This window comes from Rhodococcus sp. NPDC006774 (assembly GCF_040636045.1).
In the GTDB taxonomy this organism is placed as follows: Bacteria; Actinomycetota; Actinomycetes; order Mycobacteriales; family Mycobacteriaceae; genus Rhodococcoides.
Genome location: NZ_JBEYIW010000001.1, coordinates 343,899 through 361,231, shown reverse-complemented (window position 1 = coordinate 361,231; position 17,333 = coordinate 343,899). Strand labels below are relative to the sequence as shown.

The 17,333-nt window shown below is 65.2% G+C and carries 17 protein-coding genes; 8 read left to right on the top strand and 9 right to left on the bottom strand.

The window, feature by feature from the left end; genetic code table 11:
• Window positions 1–2: 2 nt before the first annotated feature.
• From ABZ677_RS01815 to ABZ677_RS01805, 3 genes are read right to left on the bottom strand one after another with little or no spacing between them, the layout of a single operon-like run.
• The gene (locus tag ABZ677_RS01815; protein WP_037186727.1) at window positions 3–1,646 is read right to left on the bottom strand and encodes a Na+/H+ antiporter subunit D; all 1,644 of its coding nucleotides are present in this window, start codon (window positions 1,644–1,646) and stop codon (window positions 3–5) included.
• Window positions 1,643–2,266: a Na(+)/H(+) antiporter subunit C gene (locus tag ABZ677_RS01810; RefSeq protein WP_037186728.1), complete on the bottom strand. Its 624-nt coding sequence runs from the start codon at window positions 2,264–2,266 to the stop codon at window positions 1,643–1,645. The genes ABZ677_RS01815 and ABZ677_RS01810 overlap by 4 nt, the downstream gene beginning before the upstream one ends.
• Complete coding sequence (locus ABZ677_RS01805) at window positions 2,263–5,127, bottom strand: Na+/H+ antiporter subunit A (RefSeq protein WP_358366332.1); 2,865 nt, start codon at window positions 5,125–5,127, stop codon at window positions 2,263–2,265. The genes ABZ677_RS01810 and ABZ677_RS01805 overlap by 4 nt, the downstream gene beginning before the upstream one ends.
• Before the next feature lie 232 nt (window positions 5,128–5,359).
• On the opposite strand from ABZ677_RS01805, the gene ABZ677_RS01800 reads away from it, so the two are divergent.
• Together ABZ677_RS01800 and ABZ677_RS01795 are read left to right on the top strand one after the other, a co-directional pair.
• Window positions 5,360–5,770, top strand: coding sequence for an NUDIX domain-containing protein (locus tag ABZ677_RS01800; protein ID WP_358366331.1), 411 nt, complete (start codon window positions 5,360–5,362; stop codon window positions 5,768–5,770).
• 62 nt (window positions 5,771–5,832) lie between these two features.
• Window positions 5,833–6,585 (top strand): isocitrate lyase/phosphoenolpyruvate mutase family protein, encoded by a 753-nt coding sequence (locus ABZ677_RS01795; protein ID WP_094632629.1) that lies wholly within the window; start codon window positions 5,833–5,835, stop codon window positions 6,583–6,585.
• 49 nt (window positions 6,586–6,634) lie between these two features.
• Here the strand turns inward: ABZ677_RS01795 and ABZ677_RS01790 are convergent, their stop codons facing one another.
• The 6 genes from ABZ677_RS01790 to ABZ677_RS01765 form a co-directional block, all read right to left on the bottom strand.
• Window positions 6,635–8,815 carry an AAA family ATPase gene (locus ABZ677_RS01790; RefSeq protein ID WP_358366330.1) on the bottom strand — a complete coding sequence of 727 codons (2,181 nt, stop codon included), beginning with the start codon at window positions 8,813–8,815 and terminating at the stop codon, window positions 6,635–6,637.
• Between the two features lie 24 nt (window positions 8,816–8,839).
• The gene (pssA, locus tag ABZ677_RS01785; RefSeq protein WP_037186737.1) at window positions 8,840–9,694 is read right to left on the bottom strand and encodes a CDP-diacylglycerol--serine O-phosphatidyltransferase; all 855 of its coding nucleotides are present in this window, start codon (window positions 9,692–9,694) and stop codon (window positions 8,840–8,842) included.
• 8 nt (window positions 9,695–9,702) lie between these two features.
• The gene (locus tag ABZ677_RS01780; RefSeq protein WP_037188588.1) at window positions 9,703–10,419 is read right to left on the bottom strand and encodes a phosphatidylserine decarboxylase; all 717 of its coding nucleotides are present in this window, start codon (window positions 10,417–10,419) and stop codon (window positions 9,703–9,705) included.
• 151 nt (window positions 10,420–10,570) lie between these two features.
• A complete protein-coding gene (locus tag ABZ677_RS01775; RefSeq protein ID WP_037186738.1) occupies window positions 10,571–10,837 on the bottom strand; it encodes a GlsB/YeaQ/YmgE family stress response membrane protein in 267 nt (88 codons plus the stop codon).
• A 95-nt stretch (window positions 10,838–10,932) separates the two neighbouring features.
• Window positions 10,933–11,391: an SRPBCC family protein gene (locus ABZ677_RS01770; protein WP_037186742.1), complete on the bottom strand. Its 459-nt coding sequence runs from the start codon at window positions 11,389–11,391 to the stop codon at window positions 10,933–10,935.
• Between the two features lie 133 nt (window positions 11,392–11,524).
• On the bottom strand, window positions 11,525–12,301 hold the full coding sequence (locus tag ABZ677_RS01765) for a DUF1206 domain-containing protein (RefSeq protein WP_358366329.1): 777 nt from the start codon (window positions 12,299–12,301) through the stop codon (window positions 11,525–11,527).
• A 218-nt stretch (window positions 12,302–12,519) separates the two neighbouring features.
• Here ABZ677_RS01765 and ABZ677_RS01760 point away from each other — a divergent pair, with 218 nt between their 5' ends.
• The 6 genes from ABZ677_RS01760 (at window position 12,520) to ABZ677_RS01735 (ending at window position 17,328) form a co-directional block, all read left to right on the top strand.
• On the top strand, window positions 12,520–12,657 hold the full coding sequence (locus ABZ677_RS01760; RefSeq protein WP_155288428.1) for a hypothetical protein: 138 nt from the start codon (window positions 12,520–12,522) through the stop codon (window positions 12,655–12,657).
• A gap of 97 nt (window positions 12,658–12,754) precedes the next feature.
• Window positions 12,755–14,410 (top strand): FAD-dependent oxidoreductase, encoded by a 1,656-nt coding sequence (locus ABZ677_RS01755; RefSeq protein WP_358366328.1) that lies wholly within the window; start codon window positions 12,755–12,757, stop codon window positions 14,408–14,410.
• Entirely contained in the window at window positions 14,407–15,888 is a 1,482-nt protein-coding gene (locus ABZ677_RS01750; protein WP_358366327.1) for an ATP-binding protein, read from the top strand. The genes ABZ677_RS01755 and ABZ677_RS01750 overlap by 4 nt, the downstream gene beginning before the upstream one ends.
• Window positions 15,885–16,229 (top strand): UBP-type zinc finger domain-containing protein, encoded by a 345-nt coding sequence (locus ABZ677_RS01745; RefSeq protein ID WP_037186753.1) that lies wholly within the window; start codon window positions 15,885–15,887, stop codon window positions 16,227–16,229. Before ABZ677_RS01750 ends, ABZ677_RS01745 begins: the two co-directional genes overlap by 4 nt.
• Window positions 16,226–16,645 carry a DUF1801 domain-containing protein gene (locus tag ABZ677_RS01740; RefSeq protein WP_358366326.1) on the top strand — a complete coding sequence of 140 codons (420 nt, stop codon included), beginning with the start codon at window positions 16,226–16,228 and terminating at the stop codon, window positions 16,643–16,645. Before ABZ677_RS01745 ends, ABZ677_RS01740 begins: the two co-directional genes overlap by 4 nt.
• Window positions 16,642–17,328, top strand: coding sequence for a GPP34 family phosphoprotein (locus ABZ677_RS01735; protein WP_037186757.1), 687 nt, complete (start codon window positions 16,642–16,644; stop codon window positions 17,326–17,328). Before ABZ677_RS01740 ends, ABZ677_RS01735 begins: the two co-directional genes overlap by 4 nt.
• Window positions 17,329–17,333: the final 5 nt, after the last annotated feature.

Here is a 17,333-nt window from a genome sequence, read left to right as displayed (position 1 = left end):
CTTCATCGGGTGCCCTCCTCGTTCGTGCGCGACTGCTCGTAGGCCTGATCGCCGACCCATTCGGCACCGCGCACAGCATCGATGTACACCGAGCGGTCGCGAAGGTCTGCCGCAGCGCGGTCGCTGATGTCGATGATGGGGCCTGCGAACACCGTCATGGCCAGGCCGACGGCAACGAGCCCGATGGTCGGGAGCAACATGAAGGCGGGCATCCGGCCCACGTCCTCGCGGTCACCGAACTGGATGTCGGACGAGTCGTCGAGAAGAGCGGACGGGCTGTTGTCGGCCAGGTCGCCCTCGGGCGCATCGGCGCGGGCGCGCCAGAACGCCTTGGTCCATACCCGAGCCACCACGTACAGCGTCAGCAAGCTGGTGACGGTTCCGCCTGCGACGAGCAACCAGGCCAACACACTGCCCTGTTCGCTACCGGCCTGCAGCAGTGCGACCTTGCCGATGAAGCCCGAGAACGGAGGAATGCCACCGAGATTGAGGGCAGGCACCAGGAACACGATCGCGAGAACCGGGCTGGCCGCAGCCAATCCACCGAGGCGTCGAAGCGAGGACGAACCGGCCTGACGCTCGATGAGACCGACGACGAGGAACAGCGTCGTCTGCACCAGAATGTGGTGGGCGACGTAGTAGATCGAGCCGGACAATCCCGATTGTGTCGACAACGCGACACCGAAGATCATGTAGCCGATGTGGCTGACGAGGGTGAACGAGAGCAGTCGCTTGATGTCGCTCTGTGCGATGGAGCCGAGGATGCCGACGAGCATCGTCAGTAGGCCACAGACCATCAGGACGTTGTCGAGCGAGCCGTCGGGGAACAGCAGGGTGTGGGCGCGGATGATCGCGTACACACCGACTTTCGTCAGCAGGCCGGCGAACACGGCGGTGACCGGTGCCGGGGCGGTGGGGTAGGAGTCGGGCAGCCACGTCGAGAGCGGGAACACCGCGGCCTTGATGCCGAACGCGACCAGCAGGACCGCGAAGATCGCGGTTCTTGTTCCGGAGTTGATGTCGTCCATCCGTACCGCGATGTGGGCCAGGTTCAGCGTCCCGGTTGCGCCGTACACCAGCGCGATGCCGATCAGGAAGATCAGCGAGGACACCATCGACACCATCACGTACGACACGCCCGCGCGCACCCGGTCCGCACTCGCACCGAGCGTCAGCAGCACGAACGAGGCGGCGAGCAACACCTCGAAGCCGACGAACAGATTGAACAGGTCGCCTGCGAGGAACGCGTTGCAGACGCCCGCGGTCAACGCGAGATAGGTCGGCAGGAAGATCGAGACGGGCTGGTTCTCGCTGCCGTCGCGTATGCCCTGGCCGATGGAGTACACCATGACCGCGAGCAGCACGATGGACGAGACGACGAGCATCATCGCCGACAGGCGATCCACCACGAGAGATATGCCGAGCGGCGAGTCCCAACCACCGACCTGCAGCGCGCTGGTGCCGTCGCGGTCGGCGAGGTAGAGCATCATCGACGAGATCGCGACCACCGCGGTGAGCGCGACGAGGGTGATGAATCGCTGCGCGCGGGGCCGTCGTCCCAGCACCAGGGTCAACGCCGCCGCGAGCATCGGAATCAGCACCGGCAGCGGAGTCAGAACGTCGATCACTGCGGGGGAGATCGTCATGCGTGGTCTCCCTTCTCATCTGGTCGGCTGTCGTCCTTCTCGGCGGTGTCGAGTCCGTCCAGCCCGCGCAGCTGCGGGTTGTCGTCGTCGTTGTCGAAGTCGCCGTCGTGCAGGTCCTCGTAGCACTCGAGATCCTCGCGATTGACGAGTTGTTCGATCGGAATCGGGTTGCCCTTCGAGTCGAACGCGTCGCCGCCGAAGCTCGGCTCACCCGTCACCGGGTCGTCCGAACGATCTCGGTCGGGGGCCTCGGCCATCGAGCGACGCCGCGAGACCTTGGTGTCCTCGGGGTCGTTCTCGACGTCGTCCTTGGTGTTGAGAGTGAACGACCGGTACGCCAGGGCCAGCACGAACGCCGCGATTCCCATCGTGATGACGATTGCCGTGAGGATCACTGCCTGGGCCAGCGGGTCTGCCATCTGTTGGTTGACCGCGTTGTCGCGGCCCACGATGGGCGGAGCTCCCGCGGGGCCGCCGACCGTGAGCAACAGCAGGTTGACGCCGTTACCGAACAGCAGCAGTCCGAGCAGCATCTTGGTGATACTGCGTTCGAGCAACAGGTACACACCCGATGCGACGAGGACGCCGGTGATGATCAGCATTCCGAGATCTGCGGTCATGGGGCGCTCACTCGGCCTTGGCTCTGCATTTCCACCTGCGCGTCGAGACGGGCACCGAGGCTACGGAGCACGTCGAGTACCAACCCGACCACGATGAGATACACACCGAGGTCGAAGAACAATGCGGTGACCAACTTGATGTCGCCGAGAATCGGCAACGTCACCTCCAACGTCGCCGAGGACAACGCCGGTGCTCCGAGGAACATCGACGCCACCGCGGTTCCGGCGGCGAAGATCAATCCGAGTCCGAGGATCTTTCCGGCGTCGATCGGCACTGCCTCGCCGAGCTCGTAGCGGCCACCGGCCAGGTACCGCAGCACCAGCGCCAGTCCGGCGGTGAGCCCACCGGCGAAACCGCCGCCCGGGGCGTTGTGGCCGGAGAAGAAGAAGTAGATCGACAGCACCATGATCGTCGGGAAGATCAAGCGCGTGGTGACCTCCAGGATCAACGACCGATGCCGCGGATCGATCAGATCGCCGCCGAGCAGCCACGTCGTCTCCGCAGAGAAATTCGCGTCCGAGTTCGACGAGGAGGCGTTCGATGCGGGGGCGTCCGACACCCGCGGAGCACTGCCGAACCGGCGGTTGCGGAAGACCAGGCTCGCCACACCCGTCGCCGCGACGAGCAGGACGCAGATCTCGCCGAGGGTGTCCCAGGCTCGGATGTCCACGAGGATCACGTTGATGACGTTCTTGCCGTCGCCGAGTTCGTATGCGGCGTCCGGCAGGAGCAACGACACCGGGGCCGTGTTGCGGGCGTTCATCGCGAATGCGCCCAACACACTGACGGTCGCTCCGACGGCGACGGCCAGCACGGCGCGTGGTCCGCGGGAGCCGGCCGAGCCTCGATCGTCGACCTCGGCAGGCAGCTTGCGCAGCACCAACACGAACACGACGAGGGTGAGGGTCTCGACCAGGAACTGTGTCAGTGCCAGGTCCGGTGCGCCGTGGATGGCGAAGATGACGCCGCAGCCGTAGCCGGTGAGCCCGACGAGGATGACGCTGGCCAGGCGGTTGCGCATCACCGTGGCTCCGAGACCGCCCGCGATCATGATCACCCCGATGATCACCTGCAACGGGGAGTTCCACAGGGTGTAGTCCAGGCCGGAATCCTGGCCGACGAGCAACACGATCATCGGTAGCAGCACCAGTGTCAGCAGGATGGTGCCCTGGGTGAGGGGGAGCGAACCACGCTGCGTGGTGCCGGTCAGGCGGATGGAGAGGGCATCCATGTACTTGAGCACGTTGTCGTAGATGCGGTCTGCATTGCCGAGCGGGGGATGCTCGAACTTGAGCCGGTTGACGACCCGGTGGGCGATGAACAGCCCGACACCGCCGGTGACGACGACGACCGTGAGCGCGAGCGGAAGGTTGAAACCGTGCCAGAGAGCCAGGTGGTAGGGCTCCTGGCCGTACGACGGCAGGGTGCGGGCGTACGGGCTGACGATGTGGTCGACGACCGAGGATCCGAACCCCGCGACCAGGCCGAGCACCGCCAGGAATGCGGGTGCCGCCAGGAACAGTGCGGACGGCGCGTGCATCGCCTTGACCGACGGACTCGCCCGCTTGAGCTGCTTGCGCGCGAATGCACCCCACACGAACCGGATGCTGTAGGTGACGGTGAGGATCGAGCCGATCACCAGGCCTGCGACGACGAAGGCTGCGACCGTGGGATCGAGTGTCGGCGTGCTGATCACTGCCGACAACGCCGTCTCCTTGCCGACGAAGCCGAGCATCGGCGGTAGTCCGGCCATGCTGGCCGCGGCCAGCGCTGCTATCGCGGCGAGCCAGGGAGCCTTCTTGCCCAGGTGGGCGAGTTTGCGGATGTCGCGGGTGCCGGTGGTGTGATCGATGATGCCGACCACCATGAACAGGGTCGCCTTGAACATCGCGTGTGCGATCACCATCGTCAGGCCGGCGAGCATCGCCTTCTCCGACCCGATGCCGACCAGGACCATGAGGAAGCCGAGCTGGCTGACGGTTCCGAACGCGAGGATCAGTTTGAGGTCGAATGCGCGCAGGGCTCGCCAGCCGGCCAGGATCATCGACAGCAGTCCGAGGCTGATCACGGTGGCGCGCCACGGGCCGGAATCGGCGAACCCAGGGGCCAGGCGCGCCACCAGGTAGATGCCCGCTTTGACCATCGCCGCGGCGTGGAGGTAACCACTGACCGGAGTCGGGGCGGCCATGGCGCCGGGGAGCCAGAAGTGAAGTGGCACGATGGCCGACTTGCTCAGTGCGCCGATGAGAACCAGCACGATCGCGACACCGGGCAACCAGCCGCCGGGCGCGTTCGCGACCAGCTCGGAGAGGTTGTAGGTGCCGGACACCTGGCCCAGAATGATGATGCCGACCAGCATCGCCAGGCCGCCCGCAGTGGTGACGAGCAGTGCCTGGGTGGCCGCGCGTCGGCTCGACGCTCTCTCGGCATAGTGGCCGACGAGCAGGAACGACAGGACCGTCGTGATTTCCCAGAAGATGTAGAGCACCAGCATGTTGTCGCTGGTGATGAGGCCGAACATCGCACCGGAGAACGCGACCATTTCGGCGGCGAACAAGCCGAGCCGGGGCTCGTCGTCCTCGAAGTAACGCGCACAGTAGAGCAGAATCAGGGCACCGATGCCCAACACCAGCAGCGACATGATGGCGGCGAGTGAGTCGAACCGCATGTCGATGTTCATCGACAACCCGGGGACCCATTCGATGTTCAGCTTCTGGTCGGTTCCCCAGTTGCCGAACACCCAGATCAGGCTGAGCAGGGGTACGAGAGCGAGCGGGAAGAAAGCATTGCGACCCCACCACCGGACGAACAGCGGCGCGAGCAGCGCGGCTGCGGTGTGCGCAAGAAGAATGGCGAGCAAGAATCACTCCGTCGTCTCGGTCGCGTCGGCGACTGGGCCGAGCGGTGGTCGTTGGGCGGCGATGAGTAGGGTCTGGAAATCGGTGTGAATTTCGATGTATGTCTTTGTGAAATAACGAAGCGGCTGCCGAACGGCAGCGCGCCAGTTGTCTGTTTCCATCCTACTTTGCGAGGTAGGCGGCGTGCCAAGCGGTACAGAACGCTGCGAGTCCGTGAGTGAGGGGAGCGCATCGGTGACCGATCCGAGGCTCATTCGTACCGCCGGATTGGCCTACGTCCGGGATCGTCGAATGATCCAGACGCGATCGGCCGGCAAATCCGCGTTCTACATGGCGGGCGGCAAGATCGACCCCGGCGAGACACCCGAGCAGGCACTGCACCGAGAGATCAGAGAAGAGCTCGATGCGGCGCTGACGGACGTCCGGCTGCTCGGGGTGTTCGAGTGCCAGGCATGGGGGCACCCACCGAATACCCCGCTCGAGATCACCTGTTTCCTCGCCGACCTGGCGAACGAGCCGTCGCCGACCAATGAAATCGCAGAGATCAGGTACTTCACCCGCGACGAGTACGCGGCCATGTCCGACGTCGCTCCGGGATCGCTGATGGTGTTCGACCGGATGAAAGCACTCGATTTGATCGACTGAAGCGCGTATGTTGGTTGTCGAGAGAACGTACGTTCTCCACAGCCACCGCGAAGGAGTCCTCTATGACGAACCTGTCCCAGAAAGCCACCACCCTGCTCGAGCTGCACCAGCCCGGAAACCCGGTCGTCCTGCCGACCGTCTGGGACGCCTGGTCCGCCAACCTGGCAGTGTCCGCAGGCTTCACCGCGCTGACCGTCGGAAGCCACCCCGTCGCCGATTCCATCGGCAAGCCCGACAACGAAGGCATGACCTTCGACGAACTGCTCGCCCGCATCTCGCAGATTTCCGCAGCCGTCGACGTGCCGCTGTCGGTCGACATCGAATCCGGCTACGGCGAGGACCCCAAGCGGCTGATCGACGGCCTCGTCTCCGTCGGAGCCGTCGGCCTCAACATCGAGGACACCGTGCACAGCGAAGGCGGCCGCCTCCGCGAAGCACAGGAACATGCCGACTTCGTCGGAGCACTGCGCGCCGCGTCCGACGCCACCGACGTGCACGTGGTCATCAACGCCCGCACCGACCTGTTCGTCAAGGCCATCGGCGACGAGAGCGACCGCGTCGAGCGTGCCATCGCACGCCTGAAGCTGTGCGCCGCAGCCGGAGCCGACTCGCTCTACCCCGTCGGATTCCACAACGACGCCGACTACAAGCGTCTCGCCGAGGAACTCCCACTGCCCATCAACGCCATCGCCAACCCGGCCGAGGGCGACCTGTCGCACTTCGCATCCCTCGGCGTCGGACGTATCAGCTTCGGGCCGATCTTCCAGATGGAGCTGGCCAAGCGGGCAGAGGAGATCCTCGGCCGCTGGAAGTGAGTGCCTCCGGCAGTGGTGCGGTCAAGTGTCGCAGGCTCCACTCCTGCCGCTAGGAATTCCCGTAGGCCTGCAGATGCGCCACCTGCTCGGGATCGAGTGACGGCTTCACCGTCGCCCGAGCGGCGGCGACATCGGCGGCGGTGACGTCGGCTGCATCCATCGACCGACGCATCGCCGTCAACGCGGCCTCGCGCAGCAGTGCTGCGCAATCGGCCGCGGAGTAGCCCTCGAGGTCGCGCGCCAACGACTCGAGATCCACGTCCTCGGCGAGCGGGATGGATTTGCCCGACGCCTTCAGAATGTCCACGCGGGCATCGGAATCCGGCGGTGGCACGAACACCAGGCGCTCGAGTCGGCCGGGCCGGAGCAGTGCGGGATCGATCAGATCGGGTCGGTTGGTTGCCCCGAGTACGACGACGTCGCGCAACGGTTCGACGCCGTCGAGTTCGGTCAGCAGCGCCGCGACGACCCGATCGCCGACGCCGGAATCCGAACTCTGGCCGCGTCGGGGCACGAGCGCATCCACCTCGTCGAGAAAGATCAGCGACGGAGCGGAATCGCGGGCACGTTGAAAGAGTTCTCGAACAGCCTTTTCCGAGGAGCCGACCCACTTGTCCATCAGTTCTGCGCCCTTGACCGAGTGCACGCTGAGCTGCCCGGAACTGGCGAGTGCCCGTACGAGGAACGTCTTACCGCAGCCGGGCGGACCGTACAGCAGAACTCCTCGCGGCGGCTCGATTCCCAAGCGCGCGAACGAATCCGGGTGTCGCAGTGGCCACAGCACCGCCTCGGTCAGTGCCTGCTTGGTTTCGACCATGTCGCCGACGTCCTCGAGCGTGAGACTGCCGATGGCCAGTTCTTCGCTCCCCGAACGTGACAGTGGGCGGATCACCTGAAGAGCGCCCACCAGATCGTCCTGCGTCAACGAGGCCGCGGCCGAATCGTTCGATGCGCGCGCCGCCGCTCGCAGCGCCGCCTCCCGCGTCAGTGCAGCCAGATCGGCGACCACAAAACCCGGTGTCCGTGACGCGATCTCGCCCAGATCGACGTCGCCCTGCGGAACCTTGCGGAGCAGGTGCTCGAGCAATCCCTTGCGGCCCGCCGCGTCGGGCAAGGTCAGGGTGAGCTCACGATCGCACAGGTCTTGGCCGCGCAGTCTCGGATCGGTTGCCTCCGGATGAGCCGTCGTCGCGATCAGGGCCAGACCGGGAGTGTCGACGGCCCGGCGCAGTACGTCGAGGACGAACGTGGACGCCGGTTCGGGATCCGAGGGCAGCAACGCGTCGACATCGGTGATGAGCAGAACTCCCGAACCCGCAAGCTGGTCGACCGCCGCGGTGGCCCGATCGACCCGGGCCGACGCCTCGAGCGCACCGATCGACGGTCCGTCCAGCACGACGCATGCACGTTCGCCGACGACCGCCCGCGCCAACGTCGCCTTGCCGACCCCGCCCGGTCCGGTGATCAACACCCCGAGATGCGGCGATGCGCCGAGCGTCGCCAACAACTCCGACTCGTCCAGCGCCAGCCGTAGCCACTCGGTGAGCTTGGACTGTTGGGCGCTTACTCCCACCAGATCGGCCACGCTCACCGGTGGTGCCGCGGTCTTCGGCGCGGGAACCGACGCTGCCGGTGCCTGGACAGCGGTGACGGTGCCGTTGCCCCACCCGACCGCCGAATTGGGCTGCACACTCACCGGCCCACCCGACGGATCGACGGCCGAGACCGTCAGCAACTCGGTGGTCCAGGCAACCCCGAACGTCCTCGACAGCGCCTGCGTCGCCGAAGTGGTCGAGGTGCCGGGCCCGAGATCGCGGGGGAGGAGCGAGACCGTGTCGCCCACCGTCAGCACCTTGCCCAGCAACGCTTGCCGCAGGGTGGCGTCGGAGATGGAACCGGTGGCGAGCGACGAGCCTGTCACCGTGACGGTCCTTGCCCCGTAGACCGTGACGGGTCCGACTGCGACAGAAGCATTTTCGCGAAGTCCGGTGTTGGAGAGAGTCACGTCGTCCAGTAATGCGGTGCCCTGAGGTGACCCATCGGGAGCCGCGGCGACGACGGCGGCCGTGCGACGAGAACCGATGAGCGACACCGCATCCCACTCCCGCAGGCCCAGAGCCGCGAGCACTTCCGGATGCAGGCGCACGACGCCGCGTCGGGCATCGGCCGCCGAGGTGTTGAGGCGTGCAGTGAGAACGAGCTCAGGCGTCGTCGAGCGAGATTCGGTCACACTGTCAACAGTAGCGGCGAGACACTAACTGCGAGGTCGACGCAGTCCCAGACGAGCCTGCGACCGCCGATTGTTACCCGGCGCGCGGCGGATGGCCCGACGCTCGGCGCGGCGCTCGGCCGGCTTGGCGTCCCACGTGTACGGGCGCGCGGCGGTCCAACGCTGCGAGCGCACCGCGAACGGGATGTGCACCAGGTAGGCCAGCACCAAGCCCATCAGCAGAATCAGCGGGAAGGTGATGAGCGCGGCAGCGAGCAGTGCAACGAGCACCAGCAGGATCGCGGCCAGCCGCGGCGGCACCGAGACGGTCTTGAGCGCCAACGTGGGGATGCGGCTGACGATCAGACCGGCGGTGAGGATCGCCCAACCGGCGACGACGTAGAACGAGGCCCACCAGCCGTCACCGAATTGCTCGAAGCCCGCGATCGGTGCCATGGCGATGAGCGCTCCGGCGGGGGCGGGAACTCCGGTGAAGTACTCGCGCGCGTAGGCAGGAGTGTCGTCCTCGTCGAGCAGAGTGTTGAATCGCGCGAGGCGCAGCACGATGCTCACCGCGTAGACCAACGCCACGATCCAGCCGCCGCTGCTGCCCTCGAGCAGCGTCACGTACAGCACCAGCGCCGGGGCCACACCGAACGAGATGGCGTCGGACAGCGAGTCCAGTTCGGCACCGATCTTGCTGGTGGCGTCGAGCAATCGGGCGATGCGACCGTCCAACGCGTCGAGGATCGCGGCGGCACCGATCATGGCGAGCGCGGTGCCGAGCTGGCCGTCGAGAGCGAACTTGACCGCGGACAGGCCGGAGCACAACGCGAGGATCGTGACGACGGACGGCAGCAGACGGATGGCAGCGGGCGGCTTGGCGCGTCTGGTGATCATGTCGGCTTCTACTGCGGAAGCTCGGCGAGGACCGTCTCGGCACCGACCGCACGTTGGCCGCGTTCGACCAGCAGTGTGGTGCCTGCGGGGAAGTAGGTGTCCACGCGGGACCCGAATCGGATCAGTCCGTAGGTGTCGCCGATCGACAGTGCGTCGCCGACCTTCGCGTTGTTGATGATGCGTCGAGCGATGAGGCCGGCGATCTGCACGACAGCGACGTCGTGTCCCGAGTCGGTCCTGATGTGCATGCTGTTGCGCTCGTTGACCTCGCTGGCCTCGGCCAGGTCCGCGGATTTGAACTGGCCACGGCGGTGTACGACCTCGACCACTCGACCGGCAACGGGAACGCGCTGCACGTGGACGTCGAGAACCGAGAGGAAAATGCTCACGCGCGGGACCGGCTGCGAGCCCAGATCGAGCTCGGCAGGCGGCACGGCGGTGTCGACGAGCGTGACCAGGCCGTCGGCGGGAGCGACGACGACGCCGGGGCGATTCGGCGGCACTCGCGACGGGTGGCGGAAGAAGGTGGCGCAGGCTCCGGCGGCGACGAGACCGGCATTGCGGACCCACTTGGAGCGGCGGCCGAGAACTGCGACGGCGAGCGGACCGCCGACGAACGGCAGGCCTGCGGGGTGTAGCGGTGGAACCGTTTCACGAACCAAATCGACGATGTGAGCCACTCCGGTGCGGGGCGGTTGACCAATCGGGGCGGGACGGCGTGCCACGGTCTCCTCTAACTGTCGGCGACTGTACTTGTCGGCAATAACGGGTGCTGGCAGTTCATGGTGCTGAAAGCGAATCATGCGTCGAACGCACGACTGCCGAGGCCCTCACAGCGTACGTGAGGTGCCCCGGCAGGCGAGAGGTGCGAGTCGATCAGACGCGGCTGCGGCCCGTCACGAGCTTGACCAGGAACAGCAGGATGCACGCGCCGATGAGGCAGGTGATGAAGCTGAAGATGATTCCGCCGCCCTCGACGTCGAGGAAGGTGCTGAGCAGGAAGCCGCCCAGGAGGCCGCCGACGATGCCGACGACGATGTTCAGGATGATGCCCATCTGAGCATCCGTCTTCATGATCTTGCTACCGATCCAGCCGGCCAGTCCGCCGATGATGATCCAGCCTACAAATCCGAGTCCCAACATAGGGTGCCCCCACTTTCCGTTTCGATTCTGTTGCTTGTCGAAACGACGGATGCCCATGGGAAACGAACCTGAAACATTCCTGAGAAAAGTAATTTCTAGCTCGACTTTTCACTTTCCGTCTTGATGCGACGCAGAGTCTTGTTCATGCCGTCGATCAACTCGACGTCGAACTCGTCGATTCCGCCGAGGACCCGCTTGACCAACAACGACGACACCGCCGACGTGCCGCTGGGGGCTTCCCGCTTCTCGACGACGGTCGTTCCGGTCGCGGTGGGGGTGAGGGTGTAGGACCAGATCGTCTTGTTCTCGACGACGCGGAAAGCGAGTTGTCGGTTGGGCTCGAAGGTGACGACCTTGGAGGTGGTCGGCCAGACGAGCATCCCCTTGCGATTGATGTTGAGCGTCTTGGTGCCCTTGCCGACCGGTCCGCCGAAGACCTTCATCTTCTTGCACTGCGGGCTCCACTCACCCATGCGCTGCAGGTCCGAGACGATGGACCACACGGTCTCGGGGCTCGCGGCGATGTCGATCGTGGCTTCGAGGGTCTTGCTCAACGTGGGCCTCCAGGTAGTGAGGTAAATGCAACTGACTGTCACACTCAATCGTGCGCATCCTATGTGTCAACGGACACAATTGACCAGGCTCCACTCCCGCTCAATTGGGTCGTTCCGCAGGCTCCACTCTCGCTCACATGCGAGCGAAGCGAGCCAGGACGAACGCGTAGAGCCCGTAGAGCGCGATGCCCACTCCGGCGAGGATCAGCAGAACCTGTCCGTAGGGCTGCGAGCCGAGGGTCTTGAGAGCACCGTCGATGCCGGTGGCCTTCGACGGATCGGATTGCAGAACGGCCACCACGACGAGGAGTCCGGCTCCGACCAGGGCAGTGCCCTTGGCGGCGTATCCGGCGATGCCGAGTTTGACGACGGCCCCGCTTTGGTGCCCTTCGAGATCGTCGAGGAAGTTCTTCGAAACGCCCTTGTAGACGTGATATCCACCGACTCCGATGACCACGAGCGCGATGGCGATGAGCACGAGCTTGCCGCCGCCGGATTCCATCAGTCGCGCGGACCAGCCGGCGTTCTGTTGTCCGCTGGACTTGCCCGAGCCGGTGGCGAAACCGTAGGTCGAGAACGCGAACGCGATGTAGACGACGGCCAGCGCGGCCGCTTTGAGGCGGTCCATCGCACTCCCGGCGTCGGCGTCGGATTTCTTGCCGACGATCGCTTCGACGATGCGCCACAGTGCCAGCGCCACGAAGGCGACCACCGCCACCCAGAGCGCGATCTTTCCGCCCGGCTTCTCGGCCAGCTCGGCGAGTGCACCGGACTGGTCTGCGTTGCCTGCCTGACCGAACGCCAACCTGATGGCGATGTAGCCGATGAGGATGTGCAGCACTCCGCTGACCAAGTGGCCGGCTCGCGCAGCTTTCTCGAATGCTCCGTTGTTCTGCACGGAACTGGCCACAGAATTTCCCGACGTGTTCACGAACGTTCCCCGATCAGTAGATTGGGCAGCCGTTTACCCCGACCGTAGGCCGAGGAAACTGTCTCGCGCGGCAAAACGCCGCACGAGATCCCACCGCGGCGTTAACACCGGGCGGACACTGATCGATGTAGCAAGCGGAGTGTCGGGACCAACGAAGAAATTGTTCGGAGTGATCCACCGTGAAATTACAGTCGATAATGCGTCGTACCAGCAGTGATCTGCCCCTGTTGAAGACCGCCAGGATGAGTGGCAGCCCGCGTACCTGGCCGGCCGAGAAGCTCGAGCGGCTGCTCACCCCGCAAGAAATCGATCTGATTCGACGCGGCCGAATCTGACCCCGCTGTTCCCAGGCTCGACGCCACCACTGGCCTCCCATAACCGGCCCGGTGGTGGCATGCTCAAAGGGTTGACGAGCACCAGTCCTGGAGGGTCATGAAACCGGTCATTCTCAGCGTCGACGACGATCCCGGAGTGTCGAGATCGGTCGCCCGCGATCTGCGTCGTCGCTACGGTGAGCAGTACCGCATCGTGCGCGCGGAGTCCGGTGCCGGGGCGCTCGACGCCCTGAAGGAACTCGCACTGCGCGGCACCCCGGTCGCCATTCTGTTGGCCGACTACCGCATGCCGCAGATGAGCGGCATGGAATTTCTCGAGCAGGCCATGGACATTTTCCCGACGGCCCGTCGCATCCTTCTCACCGCATACGCGGACACCGACGCCGCGATCGACGCGATCAACGTCATCGATCTCGACTACTACCTGCTCAAGCCGTGGGATCCGCCCGAGGAAAAGCTCTACCCCGTGCTCGACGCCCAACTCGAGGCCTGGTGTGCATACGACCACCGGACCGTCGAGGACACCAAGATCATCGGCCATCGTTGGTCCGCGCGCTCGTCGGAGATCCGTGAGTTCCTCGCTCGCAATCAGCTGCCGTATCGCTGGTACATGTCCGACGAGTCCGAGGGTGCACGGCTGCTGGCGGCCGCCGGCGTGGACGGAAGCCGCTTGCCGGTGGTCATCACCACCGAGGGCGATGCGTTGATCGAACCGTCCGATGCCGAGCTGGGCAATCGGCTCGGGTTGACGGTGTCTCCGTCCGAGGAGTTCTACGACCTGGTCGTCATCGGCGGCGGACCGGCGGGACTCGGAGCTGCGCTCTACGGTGCGTCCGAGGGTCTGCGGACGACCCTGATCGAACGGACCGCCACCGGCGGCCAGGCCGGTCAGAGTTCGCGAATCGAGAACTACCTGGGTTTTCCCGACGGGGTGTCGGGCGCGCAGCTCGCCGAGCGGGCTCGGCGGCAGGCGTTGAAGTTCGGTGCCGAGGTGGTCACCACCCAGGACGTCGTCGGTCTGGAAACCAACGGTGCTGCGAGAACCGTGCGGTTCGCCGACGGCCGCAGCATCAGTGCGCAGACGATCATCCTGTCCACCGGTGTCGCCTATCGCAGGCTGGACGCACCCGGAATCGACGACTTCACCGGCAGAGGCGTGTTCTACGGGTCGGCGATGACCGAGGCGGCGCGGTGCGCCGAGCAGGACGTCTACATCGTGGGCGGCGCGAACTCGGCGGGTCAGGCGGCGGTGTATCTCTCGCGCGGGGCCAAGTCGGTGACCATTCTGATCAGGGCGTCTTCCCTCGAAGCGTCGATGTCGTACTACCTCATCAAACAGATCGAAGAGAATCCGAAGATCAGCGTTCGGCCGTGCACCGAGGTCGTGGGCGTGTCGGGCGAGGGCCACCTCGAGTCGATCACGCTGCGTAAACGGGCAACCGACGAGACCTCGACCGTCGACGCGCAGTATCTGTTCCTGTTCATCGGGGCGGCACCGCGCACCGAGTGGCTCGACGGAGTGCTCGTGAGGGACGACCATGGATTTGTGGTCACCGGGCCGGATCTCGTCGTCGACGGGCGTGGTCCTGCCGGGTGGACGCCCACTCGCCTCCCACATCACCTCGAGACGAGTGTGCCCGGTGTGTTCGCTGCCGGTGACGTACGGTCCGACTCGGCCAAACGCGTCGCGTCGGCAGTGGGAGAGGGAGCGATGGCCGTGATGTTGGTGCACAGATATCTGGCGAACCCGTGACCGAGCAGACGCAGAGTGGGCCCGCGTGTGATCCGGAGGAATTGCGGACGCTGTTCCTGTTCGAGCAGCTCACGGACGCACAGTTGGCGGAGCTCTGTCGAGACGGGCGTATCGAGACGATCGAGCCGGGGCCGGTGTACTCGGAGGGTGATCCGGCGACGTGCTTCTACGTTCTGATGGACGGAGCCGTGGTGCTCTCGAAGCTCTCGGGCGGGGAGGATCTGGTGGTCAATCGCACCTCGCAGCGCGGGGTGTACGCGGGTGCGTGGCAGGCCTACCTGGGTGATCGGGTGCCGCAGACGTACCAGGGTTCGATGCGGGTGACCGAACGCTCCCGGTTCTTCGTGCTCGACGCCGAGTGCTTCGCGTCCATCGTGCGGGAGTGGTTCCCGATGGCGTTGCATCTGCTCGAGGGATTGTTTTTCGGCAATCAGAACACCAAGCAGATAGTCGAACAGCGAGAACGCTTGTTGGCGTTGGGTTCTCTGTCGGCCGGGTTGACGCACGAGCTGAACAATCCGGCGGCGGCTGCGGTGCGGGCGACATCGGCGTTGCGTGATCGGGTGGCGCACATGCGGCAGAAGTTGGCGATGATCGCCGGCGGCACTCTCGATCGCGGCAGCATGGCGCATCTGGTCGGACTGCAGAACGAGGCCGTGGAGCTGGTGGCCAAGGCTCCGAAGCTGACCGCGATGGAGGCGTCGGACCGCGAGGACGAACTCGGAGAATGGTTCGAGGACAAGGGCATCGGCGACGGTTGGGATCTGGCTCCGACGTTCGTCTCGGCCGGTCTCGATGTTCCGTGGCTCGACCGGGTCGCGGCGACGGTCGACGATCCGACGATGCTCGAGGGTGCGATCCGGTGGCTCAACTACACCGTCGAAACCGAGTTGCTGATGAACGAGATCGCAGATTCGACCACCCGGATCTCCACGCTCGTCGGTGCCGCGAAGCAGTATTCGCAGATGGATCGTGCGCCGTACCGAACGGTGGATGTGCGCGAACTGCTCGACAGCACGCTGATCATGTTGGGCCGCAAGATCGGTGACGACATCACGGTGGTCAAGGACTACGACCCCGCGGTGCCGCCCATCCCGGCCTATGCAGCCGAACTGAACCAGGTGTGGACCAATCTGATCGACAATGCCGTGCAGGCGATGGGATCAGGAGTGCAGCCTGCAGGAACGACTGAGAAGGCGAGGGGCACACTGACGGTGCGGACGTTCTTGGACGAGGATCAGGTTCAGATCGAGATCTGCGATACCGGACCCGGTGTGCCGCAGGAGATTCGGTCGCGCATTTTCGAGCCGTTCTTCACCACCAAGCCGGTCGGCGAAGGCACCGGTCTCGGCCTGGACATCTCGTGGCGCATCGTGGTGAACAAGCATCAGGGTGAGCTGCGAGTGGTGTCCGAACCCGGTGACACGCGATTCATCGTGCGGCTACCCGTCAACCCGGCGACAGAGGAGGCATCATGACCATCGAAGGCATCGATCCGCAGGTACCACCGTCGGGACCGGGGTGTGTGGAGTGCACGCAGACGCAGGGTTGGTGGGTGCATCTGCGGCGGTGTGCTCAGTGCGGGCACATCGGGTGTTGTGATTCCTCGCCCTCCCAGCACGCCAGCAAACACGCCGAGTCCACCCGGCACCAGTTCGTGCGGAGCTACGAGCCCGGCGAGGACTGGTTCTACAACTACGCCGACGAGCAGATGTACGACGGGCCGGAATTGGCCCCACCGCAACATCATCCACTCGATCAGACGGTTCCCGGTCCGCGTGAGCGGGTGCCGTCGAACTGGCAGAGCCTGATCAATTGAACGCGAACCTGACGCGACCCACCGAGGTGTCGGCCGCGGATTTCCTGGCGGCCGTGGAGCACCCGGTTCGCCGTGCGGACGGTCTCGTTCTTGCGGAGATGATGGGTCGGGTGACCGGGGAGCCGGCAGTGATGTGGGGGCCGACGATGGTGGGTTTCGGTTCCTACCGGTACGCCACGGACAGTGGTCGTCGGGGCGAGTGTTTTGTCGTCGGGTTCTCTCCGCGAAAGGCGAGTCTGTCGCTGTACGGCACGACGTACGCCCCGGAATCGGATTCTCTGCTCGAACAGCTGGGAAAGCACAAGCGAGGCGCAGGTTGCCTGTACGTGAACAAGCTCGCCGATGTGGACATAGCGATTCTCGAGCAACTGGTGGCATACAACTACCCGTACATACTGGGTAACCTCGCGTCATGACCTTGATCGCGGAGGACCTGCTGCTGTTGTTGCTCGACGACGACTCGGGCAAGCCGCTGGCCGACAGCACGAAGTTGCCGCGGGTACTGGCGGGTGCGTTGGTGGTCGAGCTCGCGATGAGCGGATCGCTGCGCATCACCGGTCCCGACGAGGAGATCAAGAAGGATCATGTGGTCGTCGCAGGCTCCACGACCGAAGCTCCGAGTGACCCGGCGTTGCGTCGGGTGTTCGATCTGGTCGCGTCGGCGTCGCGGCCGATGAAGCCCCAGAAGGTGATCGAGAAATCGCAGAAGAATGTGGCGAAGGAACTGGCTGCGCGTCTCGTCGCACAGGGCTTCGTGACCGAGAAGAAGGACAAGGTGTGGGGATTGTTCCCGACGACGACGTGGCCTGCTCGTGACACCTCGCACGAGAAGGTGTTGCGAGATGCCCTGCGCAGCGCGCTGGTCGACGGGACGACGCCGTCGCCCCACACGGCCGCGTTGATCTCGTTGATCTCGGCGGTCGATCTGACGCACAAGGTGATCGTGGACGCGGACAAGAAGCAGCTGAAGCACCGTGCGAAGCAGATCGCCGAAGGAGAGTGGGCCGGCGCGGCTGTGCGCAAGGCCGTCTCGGATGTGAACGCCGCGGTGATGGCCGCGGTGATGGTGCCCGTCATCGTGTCGACCACGAGCAGCTGAAGGCC

Coding starts and splice junctions, on each gene's coding strand:
- ABZ677_RS01810 (WP_037186728.1), bottom strand. CDS start 2,266: ATGACCGCAGATCTCGGAATGCTGATCATCACCGGCGTCCTCGTCGCA.
- ABZ677_RS01755 (WP_358366328.1), top strand. CDS start 12,755: ATGAAACCGGTCATTCTCAGCGTCGACGACGATCCCGGAGTGTCGAGA.
- ABZ677_RS01745 (WP_037186753.1), top strand. CDS start 15,885: ATGACCATCGAAGGCATCGATCCGCAGGTACCACCGTCGGGACCGGGG.
- pssA (WP_037186737.1), bottom strand. CDS start 9,694: ATGATCACCAGACGCGCCAAGCCGCCCGCTGCCATCCGTCTGCTGCCG.
- ABZ677_RS01815 (WP_037186727.1), bottom strand. CDS start 1,646: ATGACGATCTCCCCCGCAGTGATCGACGTTCTGACTCCGCTGCCGGTG.
- ABZ677_RS01760 (WP_155288428.1), top strand. CDS start 12,520: ATGCGTCGTACCAGCAGTGATCTGCCCCTGTTGAAGACCGCCAGGATG.
- ABZ677_RS01775 (WP_037186738.1), bottom strand. CDS start 10,837: ATGTTGGGACTCGGATTTGTAGGCTGGATCATCATCGGCGGACTGGCC.
- ABZ677_RS01735 (WP_037186757.1), top strand. CDS start 16,642: ATGACCTTGATCGCGGAGGACCTGCTGCTGTTGTTGCTCGACGACGAC.
- ABZ677_RS01795 (WP_094632629.1), top strand. CDS start 5,833: ATGACGAACCTGTCCCAGAAAGCCACCACCCTGCTCGAGCTGCACCAG.